Raw genomic sequence first — 18,765 nt, 5'->3', positions numbered from 1 at the left:
TCCGTTGCGGAGTTGTCATGGGCAAAGCCTGGCTGCTGACACCAGGCTTTGCGGACCGTCAATACTTGTGGCTTTTCGGCGTCAGCCTTCCAGCTCCATGTCGATACCCAGCGAGCGGATCTCCTTCACCAGCACGTTGAAGGATTCGGGCATGCCCGCCTGCATGGTGTGATCGCCATCTACGATGCTCTTGTACATCTTGGTACGGCCTTCCACGTCATCGGACTTGACCGTGAGCATCTCCTGGAGGGTGTAGGCAGCGCCGTACGCCTCGAGGGCCCAGACCTCCATCTCACCGAAGCGCTGACCACCAAACTGCGCCTTACCACCCAGCGGCTGCTGCGTGACGAGGGAGTAGGAGCCGGTCGAACGCGCATGCATCTTGTCATCCACCAGGTGGTTGAGCTTGAGCATGTACATGTAACCGACGGTCACCTTGCGATCGAACTTCTCGCCGGTGCGGCCATCGTAGAGGTCCATCTGTCCGGAATCAGGGATACCGGCCAGCGTGAGCAACTGCTTGATCTCGTGTTCCTTGGCGCCATCGAAGACCGGCGTTGCCATCGGCACGCCCTTCTTCAGGTTGTGCGCCATGGTGATGATTTCATCATCGCTGAGCACGGAGAGGTCTTCCTGGCGACCGCCGACGGTGTTGTACACCTTGTCGAGGAATTCGCGGATCTGCTTGACCTGCTCGGCACGCTCTTCGCGCAGCATGTGCTCGATCTTCACGCCCAGACCACGCGCGGCCATGCCGAGGTGGGTCTCGAGGATCTGACCGACGTTCATGCGCGACGGTACACCCAGCGGGTTCAGCACGACGTCAACCGACTCGCCATTGCCATCGAACGGCATGTCTTCGACCGGCATGATCGCGGAGATGACACCCTTGTTACCGTGACGACCGGCCATCTTGTCACCCGGCTGGATACGACGCTTCACGGCGACGTACACCTTGACGATCTTGAGCACGCCCGGTGCCAGATCATCACCCTGGGTGAGCTTGCGCTTCTTGTCTTCGAAGCGCTCGTCCATCTCGCGACGACGGATCTCGAGCTGCTCATCGGCCTGAGCCAGCAGTTCGTTGAGAGACTCGTCCTGCAGACGCAGCTTGAACCACTCCTGGCGCGGCAGTGCTTCCAGGTAGTCATCGGTCAGCACGTCGCCCTTCTTGAGCTTCGGACCACCGTTGACGGCCTGACCGACCAGGTTGCGCTGCATGCGCTCGAAGGTCGCCTCTTCCGCGATGCGGTAGGTTTCCTGCAGGTCCTTGCGGACCTCGGCCAGCTGCATCTGCTCGATGGAGAGCGCACGCTGATCCTTCTCGACGCCGTCACGGGTGAAGACCTGAACGTCGATGACGGTGGCCTTCATGCCGGTCGGGGCACGCAGAGAGGTGTCCTTAACGTCGGACGCCTTCTCGCCGAAGATGGCACGCAGCAGCTTCTCTTCCGGCGTCAGCTGGGTCTCGCCCTTCGGCGTGACCTTGCCGACCAGGATGTCGCCCGGGTTCAGCTCGGCACCGATGTAGACGACACCGGACTCATCCAGCTTGGAGAGTGCGGATTCGCCGACATTCGGGATATCGGAAGTGATTTCTTCCGGCCCGAGCTTGGTGTCACGCGCGACACAGGTCAGTTCCTGGATGTGGATGGTGGTGAAGCGATCTTCCTGCACCACACGCTCCGAGAACAGGATGGAATCCTCGAAGTTGAAGCCGTTCCAGGGCATGAACGCCAGACGCATGTTCTGACCCAGGGCCAGATCACCCATGTCGACGGACGGGCCGTCGGCCAGGATGTCGCCGATGGCGACTTCGTCGCCAGGACGCACGATCGGGCGCTGGTTCTGACAGGTATTCTGGTTCGAGCGTACGTACTTGGTCAGGTTGTAGATATCAACGCCGGCTTCACCGCCGATGATCTCTTCTTCCCGCACACGTACGACGATGCGCTTGGCATCGACGGAATCGATAACACCGCCACGACGTGCCACGGCGCAGACGCCGGAGTCACGCGCCACGAAGCGCTCCATGCCGGTACCGACCAGCGGCTTGTCAGCCTTCAGAGTCGGAACAGCCTGACGCTGCATGTTCGCACCCATCAAGGCGCGGTTGGCATCATCGTGCTCGAGGAACGGGATCAGTGCGGCAGCGACAGAGACGACCTGACGCGGAGACACGTCCATCATGGTGACCTTTTCCGGCGCCATGAAGGTGGTCTCGCCACGGTGACGAACCTGAACCAGGTCGTCGACCAGACGGCCGTTCTCATCGACGGTCGCGGAGGCCTGGGCGATGATGAAATCGCCTTCCTCGATCGCGGACAGATCGACGACATCGTCGGTGACCTGACAATCCACGACCTTACGGTACGGCGTCTCGAGGAAGCCATAGCTGTTGGTCTTGGAGTAGGTCGCCAGCGAGTTGATCAGACCGATGTTCGGGCCTTCCGGCGTCTCGATCGGGCACAGACGGCCGTAGTGCGTGGCGTGAACGTCACGAACTTCGAAGCCGGCGCGCTCACGGGTCAGACCACCCGGGCCAAGCGCGGAGACACGGCGCTTGTGCGTCACTTCGGACAGCGGGTTGTTCTGATCCATGAACTGGGAGAGCTGGCTGGAACCGAAGAATTCCTTCACCGCCGCCGCAACCGGCTTGGCGTTGATGAGGTCCTGCGGCATCAGGCCTTCGCTCTCGGCCATGGACAGACGCTCCTTGACCGCACGCTCGACGCGGACCAGGCCGACACGGAACTGGTTTTCCGCCATTTCGCCCACAGAGCGAATACGACGGTTACCCAGGTGGTCGATGTCATCGACATCGCCATTGCCGTTACGGATGCTGATCAGCTCCTTCATGACGGTCAGGATATCGTCCTGATCGAGCACGCCGCTGCCGGTATCGCTTTCGCGACGCAGGCGACGGTTGAACTTCATGCGGCCCACGCCCGACAGGTCGTAGCGGTCTTCGCTGAAGAACAGGTTCTGGAACAGTGACTCTGCTGCATCCTTGGTGGGCGGCTCGCCCGGACGCATCATGCGGTAGATCTCGACCAATGCCTCGAGCTGGTTACGCGTGGTATCCAGTTTCAGGGTATCGGACACGAACGGACCGCAATCCAGGTCGTTGGTGTAGATGACTTCGAACTGGGTGATCTTGGCCTGAGCCATCTTCTCCAGCAGTTCCGGAGTGATCTCGCTGTTGCTTTCGCAGACCAGCTCACCAGTGGCCGGATCGATCTGATCCTTGGCCAGCACCTTGCCGTACAGGTAGTCCATCGGCACTTCGAGACGCTCGAGGCCGGAGGCTTCCATCTGACGGACGTGCTTCTGTGTAATACGACGACCTTCCTCCACGATCACGCTACCGTCGGCATCCTTGATGTCGAAGGCGGCGGTCTCGCCACGCAGACGTGCCGGCACCAGCTCAACGGAGAAGCCGCTGCGCTCGATGTGGTACATCGTGGTGTCGAAGAACGTACCGAGAATCTCTTCGCTGGTCATGCCCATGGCACGCAGCAGAACGGAAGCCGGCAGCTTGCGACGACGGTCGATACGGACGTAGACGTTGTCCTTCGGATCAAACTCGAAGTCCAACCAGGAACCGCGGTAAGGAATCACACGTGCGGAGTACAGCAGCTTGCCGGACGAGTGGCTCTTGCCCTTGTCGTGGTCGAAGAACACACCCGGCGAGCGGTGCAGCTGTGACACGATGACACGTTCGGTACCATTGATGACGAAGGTACCGTTCTCTGTCATCAGGGGGATTTCCCCCATGTAGACTTCCTGCTCCTTGATGTCCTTGATCGCCTTGTTCGACGATTCCTTGTCATAGATCATCAGGCGCACTTTCACGCGCAGCGGTGCAGAGTAAGTGACTCCGCGCAGCTGACATTCCTTGACGTCGAACGCCGGCGTACCGAAGCGGTAGCTGACATACTCGAGCGCTGCGTTGCCAGAGAAGCTGGCAATCGGGAACACGGACTTGAAGGCAGCGTGAAGGCCGACTTCCAGGCGCTGTTCTGGCGCCCTGTCCTGCTGGAGAAAGTCGTGGTAGGAATCAAGCTGGATGGCCAGCAGGTAAGGCACATCCATCACTTGGGGCAGTTTGCCAAAATCCTTGCGGATGCGTTTTTTCTCAGTGTATGAGTAAGCCATCTGTATTCCCCAGCTTGTTCACCTTGGGTGACCGATGCGTGGTCGGCTCATACCTGATGGCGCGGCGATGTCCATCAGGCGCGGACGGCAAGCCTCCCTTGCGGGCTGGCTCGCCGTCATAATTCGTCTTGCAACAGAAAAAGGCTGGTGGCGGAGTCCGCCACCAGCCAGGAAGCTTACGCAGCGTGCGCAGCCTGGAACACGAGTTACTTGAGTTCCACGGACGCGCCAGCTTCTTCCAGCTTCTTCTTAGCTGCTTCTGCGTCTTCCTTGCTCACGCCTTCTTTCAGGGTGGCCGGAGCGCCGTCAACAGCTGCCTTGGCTTCTTTCAGGCCCAGGCCAGTCAGTTCACGAACAGCCTTGATGACGTTGACTTTCTTGTCACCAGCAGCAGTCAGAACGATGTCGAACTCGGTCTGCTCTTCAACAACTTCAGCGGCAGCCGGGCCAGCAGCGACGGCGGCAGCGGCAGAAACGCCGAACTTCTCTTCCATTGCTTCGATCAGCTCAGCCACTTCCATGACGGTCATGTCAGCGACGGCGTTGATGATGTCTTCTTTGGTCAGTGCCATTTTAGCAATCCTAAACTTTGCGGAGCAAAGATGCTCAGTCAAACGGAAATCGATTCAGGCTGCACGAGACAGCCAGGAGGTCAAAGCGCTGCTTACGCGGCGGCTTCGGCTTCCTTCTGATCGCGCAGTGCTGCGATAGTACGGACCAGCTTGCCTGCAGAAGCTTCCTTCATGACAGACAGCAGCTTGGACAGTGCTTCATCGCGGGTCGGCAGAGATGCCAGACGGTCGATATTCGCCGCCGGGATGAACTCGCCTTCGTAGGCCAATGCCTTGACTTCGAACGCCTCGACCTGCTTGGCAAATTCCTTGAACAGACGAGCGCCAGCGCCCGGGTGTTCCATGGAGAATGCAAGCAGAGTCGGGCCGACGAAGGACTCGTTCAGCACCTCGTAAGAGGTACCGGACAGCGCACGACGAGCCAGAGTGTTGCGAACAACACGCAGCTGGACGCCCGCTTCGCGGCACTGTTTGCGCAATTCGGTCATTGCACCAACAGTTACACCACGAGAGTCGGCAGCGACTACGGAGAGAGCACCCTTGGCGGTTTCGCTGACCTCAGCAACAATTGCCTTCTTGTCTTCGAGACCTAAAGCCACGGTGTTGACTCCATTTCGTGCCGGGGAACGAATTCCCCAGTGGTTTACCATCTCTCTCACCAGAACTGCGCGGGAGAGTCTTGGAGGATGGCTGCCACCAGCAGGGCTGGGACACCATCTGCGCAGGCTACGCGCAATGCAAGCATCGCGGCGCGATTAAGCTGGCCCTGTCACCGAGGTGACAAGGCCAGCGCCTGCGGTCTTTGACGGCGCCCCGCGGCTGAGCACGGGGACCGCAAAGTGAAACATTCTGAGACTGCCTTACGCGTACTTGGCGTGATCGACAGTCAGACCCGGACCCATGGTGCTGGACAGGGTGATCTTCTTCAGGTAGATACCCTTGGAAGTGCTCGGCTTCAGCTTCTTGACTTCGGCCACTAGGGCGTCAATGTTACCCTGAATGGAGTCAGCACTGAAGTCGATCTTGCCGATACCGGCGTGAATGATGCCGTTCTTGTCAGTACGGAAACGCACCTGACCAGCCTTGGCATTCTTCACGGCAGTCGCGACGTCAGGCGTCACGGTACCGACTTTCGGGTTCGGCATCAGGCCGCGCGGACCGAGGATCTGGCCCAGCTGACCGACAACGCGCATGGCATCCGGAGAAGCGATGACGACGTCGAAGTCCATCACGCCTTTCTTGACCTGTTCTGCCAGGTCGTCCATGCCGATCACGTCTGCACCGGCTTCCTTCGCTGCTTCAGCGTTGGCGCCCTGGGTGAAGACAGCGACGCGCACTTCGTTACCGGTGCCATTCGGCATCACGGTAGCGCCGCGAACGACCTGATCGGATTTACGCGGATCAACACCCAGGTTCAGAGAGACTTCGATGGTCTCCTTGAACTTGACGGTGGACAGCTCGGACAGCAGAGCAACAGCTTCTTCGACGCTGTAGACCTTGCCGGATTCAACTTTCGCGTTGATCGCCTGGGCGCGCTTTGAAATCTTGGCCATGATCAAAGACCCTCCACGTTCAGGCCCATGCTACGGGCAGTACCGGCGATGGTGCGAACAGCAGCGTCCAGATTGGAAGCTGTCAGGTCCGGTTCCTTGGTGGTCGCGATCTCTTCGAGCTGAGCGCGAGTCACGGTACCGACCTTCTTCTTGTTCGGCTCGCCAGAACCGGACTTCAGACCAGCCGCTTTCAGCAGCAGGACGGCCGCAGGCGGCGTCTTGGTGACGAAAGTGAAGCTACGGTCGGAGTAGACAGTGATGACCACGGGAGTCGGGAGACCCGGCTCGACGTTCTGGGTAGCGGCGTTGAACGCTTTACAGAACTCCATGATGTTGACACCGTGCTGACCGAGGGCAGGACCCACGGGCGGGCTCGGGTTAGCTTTACCGGCTGCAACCTGCAGCTTGATGTAAGCCTGTACTTTCTTGGCCATGATAGGACTCCAGTATGGGTGGTAGCGCCTTGCGGCTCCCCGTAAAACCGGGCCGCCTCAGGCGACCCGTCGTGTTGCCGTGATGCTCGTATTCAAACAGGTGAGATGATGACCCTGAGATCAGTCCTTCTCGACCTGGGAGAACTCGAGCTCCACCGGCGTAGCACGCCCGAAGATCAGTACGCTGACCTGCAGACGGCTCTTTTCGTAATTCACTTCTTCGACTACGCCATTGAAGTCCGCGAACGGACCATCAGTGACACGCACCGTTTCACCCGGCTCGAAGAGAGTCTTCGGACGCGGCTTGTCGGTGCCATCCTGAACGCGACGCAGCATGGCGTCGGCTTCTTTCTGGGTAATCGCTGCCGGCTTCTCCGGGGTTCCGCCAATGAACCCCATGACGCGCGGGGTTTCATTCACCAGGTGCCAGGACTGATCATTCATGTCCATCTCGACCAGCACGTAGCCCGGGTAGAACTTGCGCTCGCTCTTGCGGCGCTTGCCGTCACGCATTTCGACGATTTCTTCGACCGGCACGAGAATCTCACCGAAGTGATCTTCCATGGCGTAAAGCTTCACACGCTCGTTGAGCGAACGCATGACCTGCTTTTCGAAACCGGAATAGGCGTGTATGACATACCAACGCTTGGACATGGAAACTCCGTTAACTGACGATGCCGGACATCAGCCAGCCGAGGGTGGTATCGATGAGCCATAGCAACAGGCCCACGATAAGCACGGCACCCAGCACGATGGCAGTTGTCTGGACAGTTTCCTGTCGGGTCGGCCAAACGACGCGCTGGATCTCGCGGCGCGCACTACTTGCCAGCTCGACAACATCACGGCCTTTGTTGGTCGTGATCGCCAGAGCAGCCGCTGCAACACCAAGCACGACGACGCCAAGCACGCGATAAAGCAGCGCTTGGTCAGCAAAATAGGCGTTGCCAGCAACAGCCAGCACAAGAAGAATGACAACGACCGACCACTTGAACCCGTCGTGGCGCGCTTCCTGCACCTCGGCGTTCTGTTTCATCAAAGAGACTCCTCAAGGGTGCAGCGATCGCTAGAATCGAGAATCGGTAAGAAGTCGAATACCATCCTGGGGAAGGATGGCAGGCCAGGAGGGAATCGAACCCCCAACCTGCGGTTTTGGAGACCGCTGCTCTGCCAATTGAGCTACTGGCCTGTAACACTTGCGTGTTCCAGAGACTAAAAACAAGGCTGAATGAACAGCGGGCGCCATCATAGCTGAGACAACCCAAACTGACAAGCCTTATCTTTGACCGCGACCTGGGAGGTCGTCGGAAACGAAAAAGACGAGCCAAACTGCGACTCGCCTTTCCGTTGTATGGAGCTCGTGGGCGGATTTGAACCGCCGACCTCACCCTTACCAAGGGTGTGCTCTACCCCTGAGCTACACGAGCAAAACCTTTGCGCAATCTCGACTGACGAGATGAACTGGAGCGGGCAGCGGGAATCGAACCCGCGTCATCAGCTTGGAAGGCTGAGGTTCTACCATTAAACTATGCCCGCTTTCCAACTCTTGCTGCCCTGATGCACACGGCATCATAAGCGAATCTGGTGGTGGGGGAAGGATTCGAACCTTCGAAGCTTTCGCGGCAGATTTACAGTCTGCTCCCTTTGGCCACTCGGGAACCCCACCATCTGTGACGACGAATCTTACGCCGCTTGGGATACGCTGTCAAGTGCTTGATTTCATTCTACTTCAAGCGCTTGAGGGAATGTATCGCCTCAGAACGGGACGTAGTATGTCAAAGCATCTGGGTGAGCGCAAGCCCTGAGCGAAGTTTTTCTAGATCAGGCACTCGCGGCTGGTCGGGCGCACCTGACAGGCGCCCTGCCCGCTCGGCAGCGGTCAATGGATACAGCGCCTCCAGGCCGGCGTACACCATGTCTGGCCACAGCGCATGCGGCACCCGCAGACCGCGCGCCACCACCCGCGCGTCACCGCCGGTCAGCAGTAGCGGCAAGGCTACCCCTTCACGATCGCAGACCTCGGCATAGAGACGATTGACCGCACTGACGGCCGCCATGTAGATGCCGTGATTGACGGCCTCTACCGTATTGCGACCCGGCGCGAGCAACGTATCCACCTCGGTATCCGGGTCGATGGCCACATTGCGCGTGCCCAGCTTGAGGCTTTCCTTCATCAGACGCAGCCCCGGGAGAATATAGCCCCCCAGATGCTTGCCACCCGGCAGCACGAAATCCACCGTGATCGCGCTACCGCAATCGACGCTGCAACAGCCCCCGGTGAGATGATGGCCGGCGAGTGCGCCCAACCAGCGATCGACGCCCAGGCGTTGCGGCTCTTCATAGCCGCAGGTGACGCCCAGCGCCTCCCGCGTCGAGTGTGCGACATGCACGACGCCGACCTGCTTGCGCAGCAACTCCACCGTCTCATCCAGCACCTGCTTGCGCGCCACGCTGGAGATACGCACGGCCGTGACGACATCCAGGTCAGGAATGTCCGCGCCCGGCCGCCACTCCTCTCGCGTCCAGACGGCGCCGCGCGAGCGGATCTCGCTGGAAACGGTGTCCTTGAGACGCCATTTTGACAAGGTGTTGCCGATATCAAGATCCAGAATCATGAGACGGCGCGCAGACTGATCTCGCCACCGGCGAGAGTGATGGTTTCGCCATTCATGCGCACCTCGAGATTTCCATTGATATCGACACCTTCTGCCACGGCCTCTTCTCGTCTGTCTCCGCGCAAAATCACCACATCACGCCCCTTGAAGGCATTGCGCTCATTCCAGCGCGCCTGCCATCCGGCAAAGCCCTGCGACTCGAACTCGGGCAACAGTGCCAGCAATGACTCCATCAGACGCGCGGCATAGCGATTGCGTGAAGCACCGGGAATGATGTCACGTACCGCAGCCACCGGTTGAGTGATCGCCTCGCGTCGGGAGGCCGGCAACTCGATGTTCATGCCGATACCGATGACGACATCACAGGGACCGGACACATCCCCCGTCACCTCGACCAGGATGCCGGCGATCTTGGGTTGATCCTTCTGTATCTGCAGCAGGACATCGTTGGGCCACTTGAGGCGCGCGGGCAGGCCATCGGCCTCGAGCACCTCCGCCACCGCCACGCCGATCGCCAGACTCAGGCCTTCAAGCGATGCGGCCCCTGATTCGAAGCGCCAGCCAAGCGAGAAGACCAGGCTGCGCCCCCAGGGAGTCTCCCACTCACGCCCACGACGGCCACGCCCAGCCGATTGCACCTCCGCCAGACAGACCTCGGCATGGCCGGCTCCCTGACGAAAGCGCTCGCGGATGAAGGTATTGGTCGAGTCCACCGACTCCTCGACGAACAGGCGCGTCAGGTGTTTGCGAGTCTCGCGCGGCAGCGCCTCGATGATCTGTTGACCATCGATCAACTCGATGGGGTTGGCCAGTCGATAGCCAAGCCCCTTGATGGCTTCCAGCGGAATGTCGAGCGCCTCAAGTTTCTTGAGCTGCTTCCAGACCGCCGTACGCGACACCCCGAGCTCTTCGCCCAGGGCCTCTCCGGAGTGGTAGCCACCATCTCCAAGCAGACGAATGAGATCACGGATGGTCATGCGGAGGCCTGTCCCTGTGCAAAAGCGCACATTCTATCGGATTCATGGGCTTGCGAGCCAAGAACAACGACCAAAGATAACGCTCTTTTCGTCAATTCCGCTCCCCGGCACGCATTCCCGCCCCCGCCAGGCGATTGAACAAGGCAGAAAGCAGCATCAGGACACTGCCCAGTCCCAGCCATGAACCTACTCGCCACAACCCCTCAAGGGTGGCGGTATCCCATACCCCCACCTTGATCACGGCGAGGATCAGGATGCCCTGTCCGATGCGCTGCCAATGCTGCTGCCCCGCCTTGGCACCACTCACGATCAGGGCCGCCGCGACGACCAGCATCAACACACTGTAGGCATATAGCTCCGCCTGCTCGATGCCCTGCCATACGCCCAGCTCAGCGCCATGCCAGCAGTGACGCAAGTTGAGCGCCAACCACAACCCTGCCGACAGCAGGCCGAGCACTTCGCTCAGCCCGCGTATTCGTGAGCGTGACGCGGCGCTTCCCGCATCCGATGCGCGTCTGGATGTCATGCGCCAGAGCATAGCGGCGCCGAGTGCAGGCAGGCCGTAGGCCGGCAGAAGCCAATTGACCAGCGGCCAGCTCCCGACATCCCCCGGGTGCCAGAGCGGATTGAAGATGCCCAGCACGCCGACACTCCAGAGAAGCACGGCCGCTCCACCGACCACCAGTGCCAGCACGCGATACAGCTGCGTCCCTGCCCGCGCCTCAGCACCGTCGCCACGGGCACGCCAGGCATAGCTTGCCGCCACCCCGGCCAGCGCCAATACCTGCAGGGAAAGCTCCGCCAGGGTGAGGCTGCCCTCGAAGGGCTTTCCACCGGTCAACACATAGCGGATTTCCATCACCACCGTCGCGACGGCAAGCTGGACAACAGCACCTTCCAGCCAGCGCTGTGTCCGCGGGCGGTGGCGCATGCCGAGACTGGTCATGGCGACACAGGCCAATACCGGCAGCAGTATCTGCAGTGGCCAGTGCGCGATATCGGCATAGTCGTCATGCGCCATGCCATACATCAAGCGAGCCACGACACCCCACGCCAGCAAGCGTGACAGCTCAGCAAACACGGAGCGCGCCGCGGTATGCCCCTCGCGATACCAGCGCCATTCACAAGCGGTCAAACCCAACAGCTGCAACGCCAGCGCCAGGGTCAACGATGGCCCCTCCAGCACTGCCACCAGGGCAAGGAATATCCCGGCCTGCGCCGGCAACCACAGTCCTGCGGCAAGCTGAGCGCCTTCACGCGCCTGGAAGCGCATGGCACCTGCCCAGCACACCAGCCCCCAGATCAATGGCGGTAGCCCTGTGTTGACCAGTCCTGTGTTGATCAGCCTCCCTGCATCGCTCGCCTCGGTCGTCCATGGCATGACGTCCTGCCAGAGAGCCAGAGCCCATGCCAGCAGCGGCACCATGGTCGCCAATGCCCACCAACAGGCTGCAAGCGGCCTCTCTGCTCTTTCACCCGCATCATGACGCGGTCGCCAACGCGCCAGCGACAACAGGCCGACACTCAGTATCAGCGGGCTGATCATCGCGCTGCTCGACAGCGGTGCCGTCAGGGCAAGCCCCCACACCAGCAACCAGAGTCCGTTGCCAGCAACCACCATCGACCACAGCACCGCATGGCGGCGACTAGACCAGGCAATCACCAGCATCGGCATGAGGCTAGCCAGCCACCCCCGATGCCACAGGGACACACCGGAGCCGGCCATATCGGAAGGCGCCACCAAGGAGTCAAAGGAGACGCCATGCACGAGACTGCCCAGCCAGGGCAGCCAGAGTCCCAGCACGACGCTCACTGAGACAAGGCCTCCGGCGAGCCAGTGCCGACGCAGCTCAAGAGATGCGCGCCAGGGCAACCAGGTCGCAAGTGAGGCCTGCGCCTGTCGCTCATCCTTCTCTGCGGCGCCCGTTGATGACTCCCACACCCCCTCCCGCAGATACCCCAACGCCAGCACGGCCAGCCAGACACCACCCACCCAGGGCAACAGCCCCACCAACAGTGTCGTGCCAGAGGAGATACCGAAGGGCATCAACAGCAACCACCAGGTGAGCGCTCCCACCAGGCCGCCCCAATACAGCCAGCTCACCGCGACCTGCCGGTACAGCACACGACACGCTGCCGCGATCACACCCGCATACCCCAGCAACAGCAAGGTCGAGGCTTCCTGCCACTGCTGGTGAATGGGCAGCGCCAAGGGCAGAGCATATCCGCCCAACATGCCCAATGCTGCCAGCCACGGCCCATGGTGCCGCGCACGCTCCAGCATCCACAGGCTCAAGGCTGCCAGCAGTACGAAGGTGACCGGCATGGACACCAGCGAAAGCAGAAAGTGACCAGCCAACAGGCTCGCCGCGAGCACCAGACTGCCGGCACCGCTGACGGCGCCGGTCAAACTCGATGACTGGGACGTACGCAGTCTCAGCCACTCGGCCAATACCGTCATGCTCAGGCCGAACCCGAGACCCAGCGCCAGCCGTACCCCCGGCCCCAGCAAGCCCTGCTCAAGGGAGTACCCGACGAGCAGGATGCCTGCCATCACTAGAGACAAGGCACCCACAAGAATCATCCAGTGTTCCTGAAGGACCGTCAGCAGACGTGACATGCCCCCCGGCAGCACCTCTGATGCCTTGCTTGCAGGGTCTGCGCCCTGCCCGTTCTCGCCTGAACGACTGGAGGCAGCTCCATGCAACAAGCGCTGAAGTAGCCGGTAGGACAGAGAGTGGCCGCCACTAGATGATGCAGTGGTCCGCGAGTCGCTGATCGATGGCGTTGCACCGGATGCTGCCAGCCCTTCCTGGGGCGGCACTTCGGCAGGCGATTTGTCCACACCCCCTTCTTGCAAGGGGGTGTGCATAACCGGAGCGCCATGAGCAGGAAGCTCGCGAGCAAGCCTGGCCTCCATATCGCGCAGTCGCTGCTCCAGCGCCTTGAGGCGTAGCATGCTGAGCCACCCCATCAAGGAACCACCCAGTACCAGCAACGCCATCATGACGCCCACCAACATCAGCTCATCCATCGCCCAGCCCGTCATCGAAGAGTTGTGCTCAGAGACTACGGCATTTTGCCCGGCACCTCATGCTGTCAGTCTCTCAGCACCGTATTTGCACATTGAACGCAAAAAGCCCGACTCCTGGGGGAGCCGGGCTTTCTTTTCCTGCGCACAAAGAGAACCGCCCCTGCAGCAAGGCTACAGGGGCGGTTCGGTATAAGTGCCTGACGATGACCTACTCTCACATGGAGAAACTCCACACTACCATCGGCGCTAAGCGGTTTCACTTCCGAGTTCGGCATGGGATCGGGTGGTTCACGCTCGCTATGGTCGTCAGGCGAGTATAAGTGCCTGACGATGACCTACTCTCACATGGAGAAACTCCACACTACCATCGGCGCTAAGCGGTTTCACTTCCGAGTTCGGCATGGGATCGGGTGGTTCACGCTCGCTATGGTCGTCAGGCGAAACGGTGGCATCTTGCGATGCCTGAGTCTCGAGGCTTGTGGCCTCGCGACTCGCAATATGAATCATGCTGACCGATATGTCTCGATCCTGTCGCAATCCCGGCGTTTGCCTACGCAAACCCCTTGGGTGTTATATGGTCAAGCCTCACGGGCAATTAGTACTGGTTAGCTCAACACATTGCTGTGCTTCCACACCCAGCCTATCAACCTTGTAGTCTTCAAGGGCCCTTCAGGAGGCGCAAGGCCTCAGGGAAGTCTCATCTTGAAGGGGGCTTCCCGCTTAGATGCTTTCAGCGGTTATCCCGTCCGAACGTAGCTACCGGGCAATGCCATTGGCATGACAACCCGAACACCAGAGGTTCGTCCACTCCGGTCCTCTCGTACTAGGAGCAGCTCTTCTCAAACTTCCGACGCCCACGGCAGATAGGGACCGAACTGTCTCACGACGTTCTAAACCCAGCTCGCGTACCACTTTAAATGGCGAACAGCCATACCCTTGGGACCGACTTCAGCCCCAGGATGTGATGAGCCGACATCGAGGTGCCAAACACCGCCGTCGATGTGAACTCTTGGGCGGTATCAGCCTGTTATCCCCGGAGTACCTTTTATCCGTTGAGCGATGGCCCTTCCATACAGAACCACCGGATCACTAGAACCTACTTTCGTACCTGCTCGACGTGTCTGTCTCGCAGTCAAGCACCCTTATGCTCTTGCACTCAATGCACGATTTCCAACCGTGCTGAGGGTACCTTCGTGCTCCTCCGTTACTCTTTAGGAGGAGACCGCCCCAGTCAAACTACCCACCATACACTGTCCTCGATCCGGATAACGGACCTGAGTTAGAACGCCAATGATGTCAGGCTGGTATTTCAAGGTTGGCTCCACCGCATCTGGCGACGCGGTTTCAAAGCCTCCCAGCTATCCTACACAGACAACATCAGCATCCAGTGTAAAGCTATAGTAAAGGTTCACGGGGTCTTTCCGTCTAGCCGCGGGTACACAGCATCTTCACTGCGATTTCAATTTCACTGAGTCTCGGGTGGAGACAGCGTGGCCATCATTACGCCATTCGTGCAGGTCGGAACTTACCCGACAAGGAATTTCGCTACCTTAGGACCGTTATAGTTACGGCCGCCGTTTACCGGGGCTTCGATCAAGAGCTTCGCGTGAGCTAACCCCATCAATTAACCTTCCGGCACCGGGCAGGCGTCACACCCTATACGTCCGCTTGCGCGTTTGCAGAGTGCTGTGTTTTTAATAAACAGTTGCAGCCACCTGGTATCTTCGACCGGTAAGAGCTTACGGAGCAAGTCCTTCACTCGAACCGGTGCACCTTCTCCCGAAGTTACGGTGCCATTTTGCCTAGTTCCTTCACCCGAGTTCTCTCAAGCGCCTTGGTATTCTCTACCTGACCACCTGTGTCGGTTTGGGGTACGGTCGCATGTGATCTGAAGCTTAGAGGCTTTTCCTGGAAGCGTGGCATCGATGACTTCCTGACCGTGGTCAGTTCGTCTCGCATCTCGACCTCAGAGGAACCGGATTTGCCTGATTCCTCGGCCTACATGCTTTCACCAGGACAACCAACGCCTGGCTCACCTAGCCTTCTTCGTCCCCCCATCGCAACCACATCCGGTACGGGAATATTAACCCGTTTCCCATCGACTACGCGTTTCCGCCTCGCCTTAGGGGCCGACTCACTCTGCTCCGATTAACGTAGAACAGAAAACCTTGGTCTTCCGGCGGGGGAGTTTTTCACTCCCCTTATCGTTACTCATGTCAGCATTCGCACTCGTGATACCTCCAGCAGACTTCTCAATCCACCTTCATTGGCTTACACGACGCTCCTCTACCGCTCATCCAGAGGATGAACCCGTAGCTTCGGTACCTGATTTAGCCCCGTTATATCTTCCGCGCAGGCCGACTCGACTAGTGAGCTATTACGCTTTCTTTAAAGGATGGCTGCTTCTAAGCCAACCTCCTAGCTGTCTGAGCCTTCCCACATCGTTTCCCACTTAATCAGGATTTTGGGACCTTAGCTGACGGTCTGGGTTGTTTCCCTTTTCACAACGGACGTTAGCACCCGCTGTGTGTCTCCCACGCTGCACTCACTGGTATTCGGAGTTTGCCTCGGGTTGGTAAGTCGGGATGACCCCCTAGCCGAAACAGTGCTCTACCCCCAGCGGTGATACGTGAGGCGCTACCTAAATAGCTTTCGAGGAGAACCAGCTATCTCCGGGCTTGATTAGCCTTTCACTCCGATCCACAGCTCATCCCAGCATTTTTCAACATACTTGGGTTCGGGCCTCCAATTGATGTTACTCAATCTTCACCCTGGCCATGGATAGATCGCCCGGTTTCGGGTCTATACCCTGCGACTGGTCGCCCAGTTAAGACTCGGTTTCCCTACGCCTCCCCTATACGGTTAAGCTCGCCACAGAATATAAGTCGCTGACCCATTATACAAAAGGTACGCGGTCACACCACGAAGGTGCTCCCACTGCTTGTACGCATACGGTTTCAGGATCTATTTCACTCCCCTCGCCGGGGTTCTTTTCGCCTTTCCCTCACGGTACTGGTTCACTATCGGTCAGCCAGGAGTATTTAGCCTTGGAGGATGGTCCCCCCATGTTCAGTCAAGGTTTCTCGTGCCCCGACCTACTCGATTTCACGTGACTCAGACTTCGACTACGGGACTATCACCCTGTATCGTCAAGCTTCCCAGCTTGTTCGTCTGTCAGTTGTCACGCTTAAGGGCTGGTCCCCGTTCGCTCGCCGCTACTTGGGGAATCTCGGTTGATTTCTTTTCCTCCGGGTACTTAGATGTTTCAGTTCCCCGGGTTTGCCTCTATAGGTTATGTATTGGCCTATAGATACTCACCTGATGGTGAGTGGGTTTCCCCATTCGGAAATCGTTGGGTCGCAGGGTATTTGCCACCTCGCCAACGCTTATCGCAGGCTATCACGTCCTTCATCGCCTCTGGCTGCCAAGGCATCCACCGTATGCGCTTAATCGCTTGACCATATAACCCCAAGGGGTCTGTCAAGGATTACGAATCTGTCGGACCTCTCCGACATATCGTTTGATAGACATGCGCTTGGCGCACATATCTATCGTCAGCATGATTCACATTGTTAAAGAGCGGCTGTTCAGAGAACAGTGAGAAGCGCGCTCTATGATGAGCACGCTTGCCACTGCCGGCTAAGCCAGCAATAAGATCAGGTAATTCGTTGTGAGCACTTGCCGCGAGCAGTAGACAGTGTCGATAAGGAGGTGATCCAGCCCCAGGTTCCCCTAGGGCTACCTTGTTACGACTTCACCCCAGTCATGAACCACACCGTGGTGATCGCCCTCCCGAAGGTTAGGCTAACCACTTCTGGTGCAGTCCACTCCCATGGTGTGACGGGCGGTGTGTACAAGGCCCGGGAACGTATTCACCGTGGCATTCTGATCCACGATTACTAGCGATTCCGACTTCATGGAGTCGAGTTGCAGACTCCAATCCGGACTGAGGCAAGCTTTATGGGATTGGCTCCACTTCGCAGTATTGCAACCCTTTGTACTTGCCATTGTAGCACGTGTGTAGCCCTACCCGTAAGGGCCATGATGACTTGACGTCGTCCCCACCTTCCTCCGGTTTGTCACCGGCAGTCTCCTTAGAGTTCCCGACATTACTCGCTGGCAAATAAGGATAGGGGTTGCGCTCGTTACGGGACTTAACCCAACATTTCACAACACGAGCTGACGACAGCCATGCAGCACCTGTCTCAGAGTTCCCGAAGGCACCAATCCATCTCTGGAAAGTCCTCTGGATGTCAAGGGTAGGTAAGGTTCTTCGCGTTGCATCGAATTAAACCACATGCTCCACCGCTTGTGCGGGCCCCCGTCAATTCATTTGAGTTTTAACCTTGCGGCCGTACTCCCCAGGCGGTCAACTTATTGCGTTAGCTGCGCCACTAAGTCCTCAAGGGACCCAACGGCTAGTTGACATCGTTTACGGCGTGGACTACCAGGGTATCTAATCCTGTTTGCTACCCACGCTTTCGCACCTCAGTGTCAGTGTCAGTCCAGAAGGCCGCCTTCGCCACTGGTATTCCTCCCGATCTCTACGCATTTCACCGCTACACCGGGAATTCTACCTTCCTCTCCTGCACTCTAGCCAAGCAGTTCCAGATGCCGTTCCCAGGTTGAGCCCGGGGCTTTCACACCTGGCTGACTTAGCCACCTACGCGCGCTTTACGCCCAGTAATTCCGATTAACGCTTGCACCCTCCGTATTACCGCGGCTGCTGGCACGGAGTTAGCCGGTGCTTCTTCTGCGAGTGATGTCTTTCCTCGGGAGTATTAGTCCCAAGGCGTTCTTCCTCGCTGAAAGTGCTTTACAACCCGAAGGCCTTCTTCACACACGCGGCATGGCTGGATCAGGCTTTCGCCCATTGTCCAATATTCCCCACTGCTGCCTCCCGTAGGAGTCTGGGCCGTGTCTCAGTCCCAGTGTGGCTGATCATCCTCTCAGACCAGCTACGGATCGTCGCCTTGGTGAGCCATTACCTCACCAACAAGCTAATCCGACATGGGCTCATCCGATAGCGCAAGGTCCGAAGATCCCCTGCTTTCTCCCGTAGGACGTATGCGGTATTAGCCTGAGTTTCCCCAGGTTGTCCCCCACTACCGGGCAGATTCCCATGCATTACTCACCCGTCCGCCGCTCGACGCCTCCTAGCAAGCTAGGATCGTTTCCGCTCGACTTGCATGTGTTAAGCCTGCCGCCAGCGTTCAATCTGAGCCATGATCAAACTCTTCAGTTGAAAGCTTGATAGTCTGTTAAGCAGACCAAACTTGGTTCAGAGTCAAACTTCTCGTGAGAGGCTTGCTCCGATATTTGGTGACCTTGTCACCACTCATCGGCAAGCGCTCACACGAATTACCTGATCAAATTTTTAAAGAGCGTCGCTGTTAAGCGAGGAGGCATATTCTACCCGGAACGC

At 58.7% G+C, this 18,765-nt stretch carries 10 protein-coding genes, 4 tRNA genes and 4 rRNA genes; all 18 read right to left on the bottom strand.

Annotated elements, in window-relative coordinates:
- Nucleotides 1–81 precede the first annotated feature (81 nt).
- A complete protein-coding gene (gene rpoB / locus ACJJV2_RS00105) occupies nucleotides 82–4,158 on the bottom strand; it encodes a DNA-directed RNA polymerase subunit beta (RefSeq protein WP_043334884.1) in 4,077 nt (1,358 codons plus the stop codon).
- A gap of 206 nt (nucleotides 4,159–4,364) precedes the next feature.
- Entirely contained in the window at nucleotides 4,365–4,730 is a 366-nt protein-coding gene (rplL, locus tag ACJJV2_RS00100) for a 50S ribosomal protein L7/L12 (RefSeq protein WP_405277483.1), read from the bottom strand.
- Nucleotides 4,731–4,822: 92 nt separating this feature from the next.
- Entirely contained in the window at nucleotides 4,823–5,329 is a 507-nt protein-coding gene (rplJ, locus tag ACJJV2_RS00095; protein WP_054556898.1) for a 50S ribosomal protein L10, read from the bottom strand.
- Nucleotides 5,330–5,590: 261 nt separating this feature from the next.
- Nucleotides 5,591–6,283 carry a 50S ribosomal protein L1 gene (gene rplA, locus ACJJV2_RS00090; protein WP_054556897.1) on the bottom strand — a complete coding sequence of 231 codons (693 nt, stop codon included), beginning with the start codon at nucleotides 6,281–6,283 and terminating at the stop codon, nucleotides 5,591–5,593.
- Between the two features lie 2 nt (nucleotides 6,284–6,285).
- Nucleotides 6,286–6,717, bottom strand: coding sequence for a 50S ribosomal protein L11 (rplK, locus tag ACJJV2_RS00085; protein WP_043334893.1), 432 nt, complete (start codon nucleotides 6,715–6,717; stop codon nucleotides 6,286–6,288).
- 120 nt (nucleotides 6,718–6,837) lie between these two features.
- The gene (nusG, locus tag ACJJV2_RS00080; protein WP_043334895.1) at nucleotides 6,838–7,371 is read right to left on the bottom strand and encodes a transcription termination/antitermination protein NusG; all 534 of its coding nucleotides are present in this window, start codon (nucleotides 7,369–7,371) and stop codon (nucleotides 6,838–6,840) included.
- A 10-nt stretch (nucleotides 7,372–7,381) separates the two neighbouring features.
- Nucleotides 7,382–7,750, bottom strand: a complete 369-nt coding sequence (gene secE / locus ACJJV2_RS00075) for a preprotein translocase subunit SecE (RefSeq protein ID WP_043334897.1) — start codon at nucleotides 7,748–7,750, stop codon at nucleotides 7,382–7,384.
- 77 nt (nucleotides 7,751–7,827) lie between these two features.
- Nucleotides 7,828–7,903 (bottom strand) — tRNA-Trp (locus ACJJV2_RS00070).
- A gap of 163 nt (nucleotides 7,904–8,066) precedes the next feature.
- A tRNA-Thr gene (locus ACJJV2_RS00065) sits at nucleotides 8,067–8,141 on the bottom strand.
- A gap of 35 nt (nucleotides 8,142–8,176) precedes the next feature.
- Nucleotides 8,177–8,250 (bottom strand) — tRNA-Gly (locus ACJJV2_RS00060).
- 46 nt (nucleotides 8,251–8,296) lie between these two features.
- Nucleotides 8,297–8,380, bottom strand: a tRNA-Tyr gene (locus tag ACJJV2_RS00055).
- A gap of 109 nt (nucleotides 8,381–8,489) precedes the next feature.
- Complete coding sequence (locus tag ACJJV2_RS00050; protein ID WP_054556896.1) at nucleotides 8,490–9,329, bottom strand: type III pantothenate kinase; 840 nt, start codon at nucleotides 9,327–9,329, stop codon at nucleotides 8,490–8,492.
- On the bottom strand, nucleotides 9,326–10,306 hold the full coding sequence (locus ACJJV2_RS00045) for a biotin--[acetyl-CoA-carboxylase] ligase (RefSeq protein WP_405277474.1): 981 nt from the start codon (nucleotides 10,304–10,306) through the stop codon (nucleotides 9,326–9,328). The genes ACJJV2_RS00050 and ACJJV2_RS00045 overlap by 4 nt, the downstream gene beginning before the upstream one ends.
- A 91-nt stretch (nucleotides 10,307–10,397) precedes the next feature.
- Nucleotides 10,398–13,328, bottom strand: a complete 2,931-nt coding sequence (locus ACJJV2_RS00040; protein ID WP_405277471.1) for a DUF2339 domain-containing protein — start codon at nucleotides 13,326–13,328, stop codon at nucleotides 10,398–10,400.
- Nucleotides 13,329–13,535: 207 nt separating this feature from the next.
- Nucleotides 13,536–13,651 (bottom strand): 5S ribosomal RNA (gene rrf / locus ACJJV2_RS00035).
- Nucleotides 13,652–13,662: 11 nt separating this feature from the next.
- Nucleotides 13,663–13,778: ribosomal RNA gene (gene rrf / locus ACJJV2_RS00030) — 5S ribosomal RNA — on the bottom strand.
- A 136-nt stretch (nucleotides 13,779–13,914) separates the two neighbouring features.
- Nucleotides 13,915–16,800: ribosomal RNA gene (locus ACJJV2_RS00025) — 23S ribosomal RNA — on the bottom strand.
- A 244-nt stretch (nucleotides 16,801–17,044) separates the two neighbouring features.
- A 16S ribosomal RNA gene (locus ACJJV2_RS00020) occupies nucleotides 17,045–18,585 on the bottom strand.
- Together the 16S, 23S and 5S rRNA genes form the textbook arrangement of a ribosomal RNA operon.
- Between the last annotated feature and the right edge of the window lie 180 nt (nucleotides 18,586–18,765).

Origin of the sequence: Cobetia sp. Ld8, assembly GCF_045066615.1 — a bacterium.
GTDB classification, from domain to species: domain Bacteria; phylum Pseudomonadota; class Gammaproteobacteria; order Pseudomonadales; family Halomonadaceae; genus Cobetia; species Cobetia amphilecti.
This window is presented reverse-complemented; position numbering and strand designations above follow the sequence as displayed.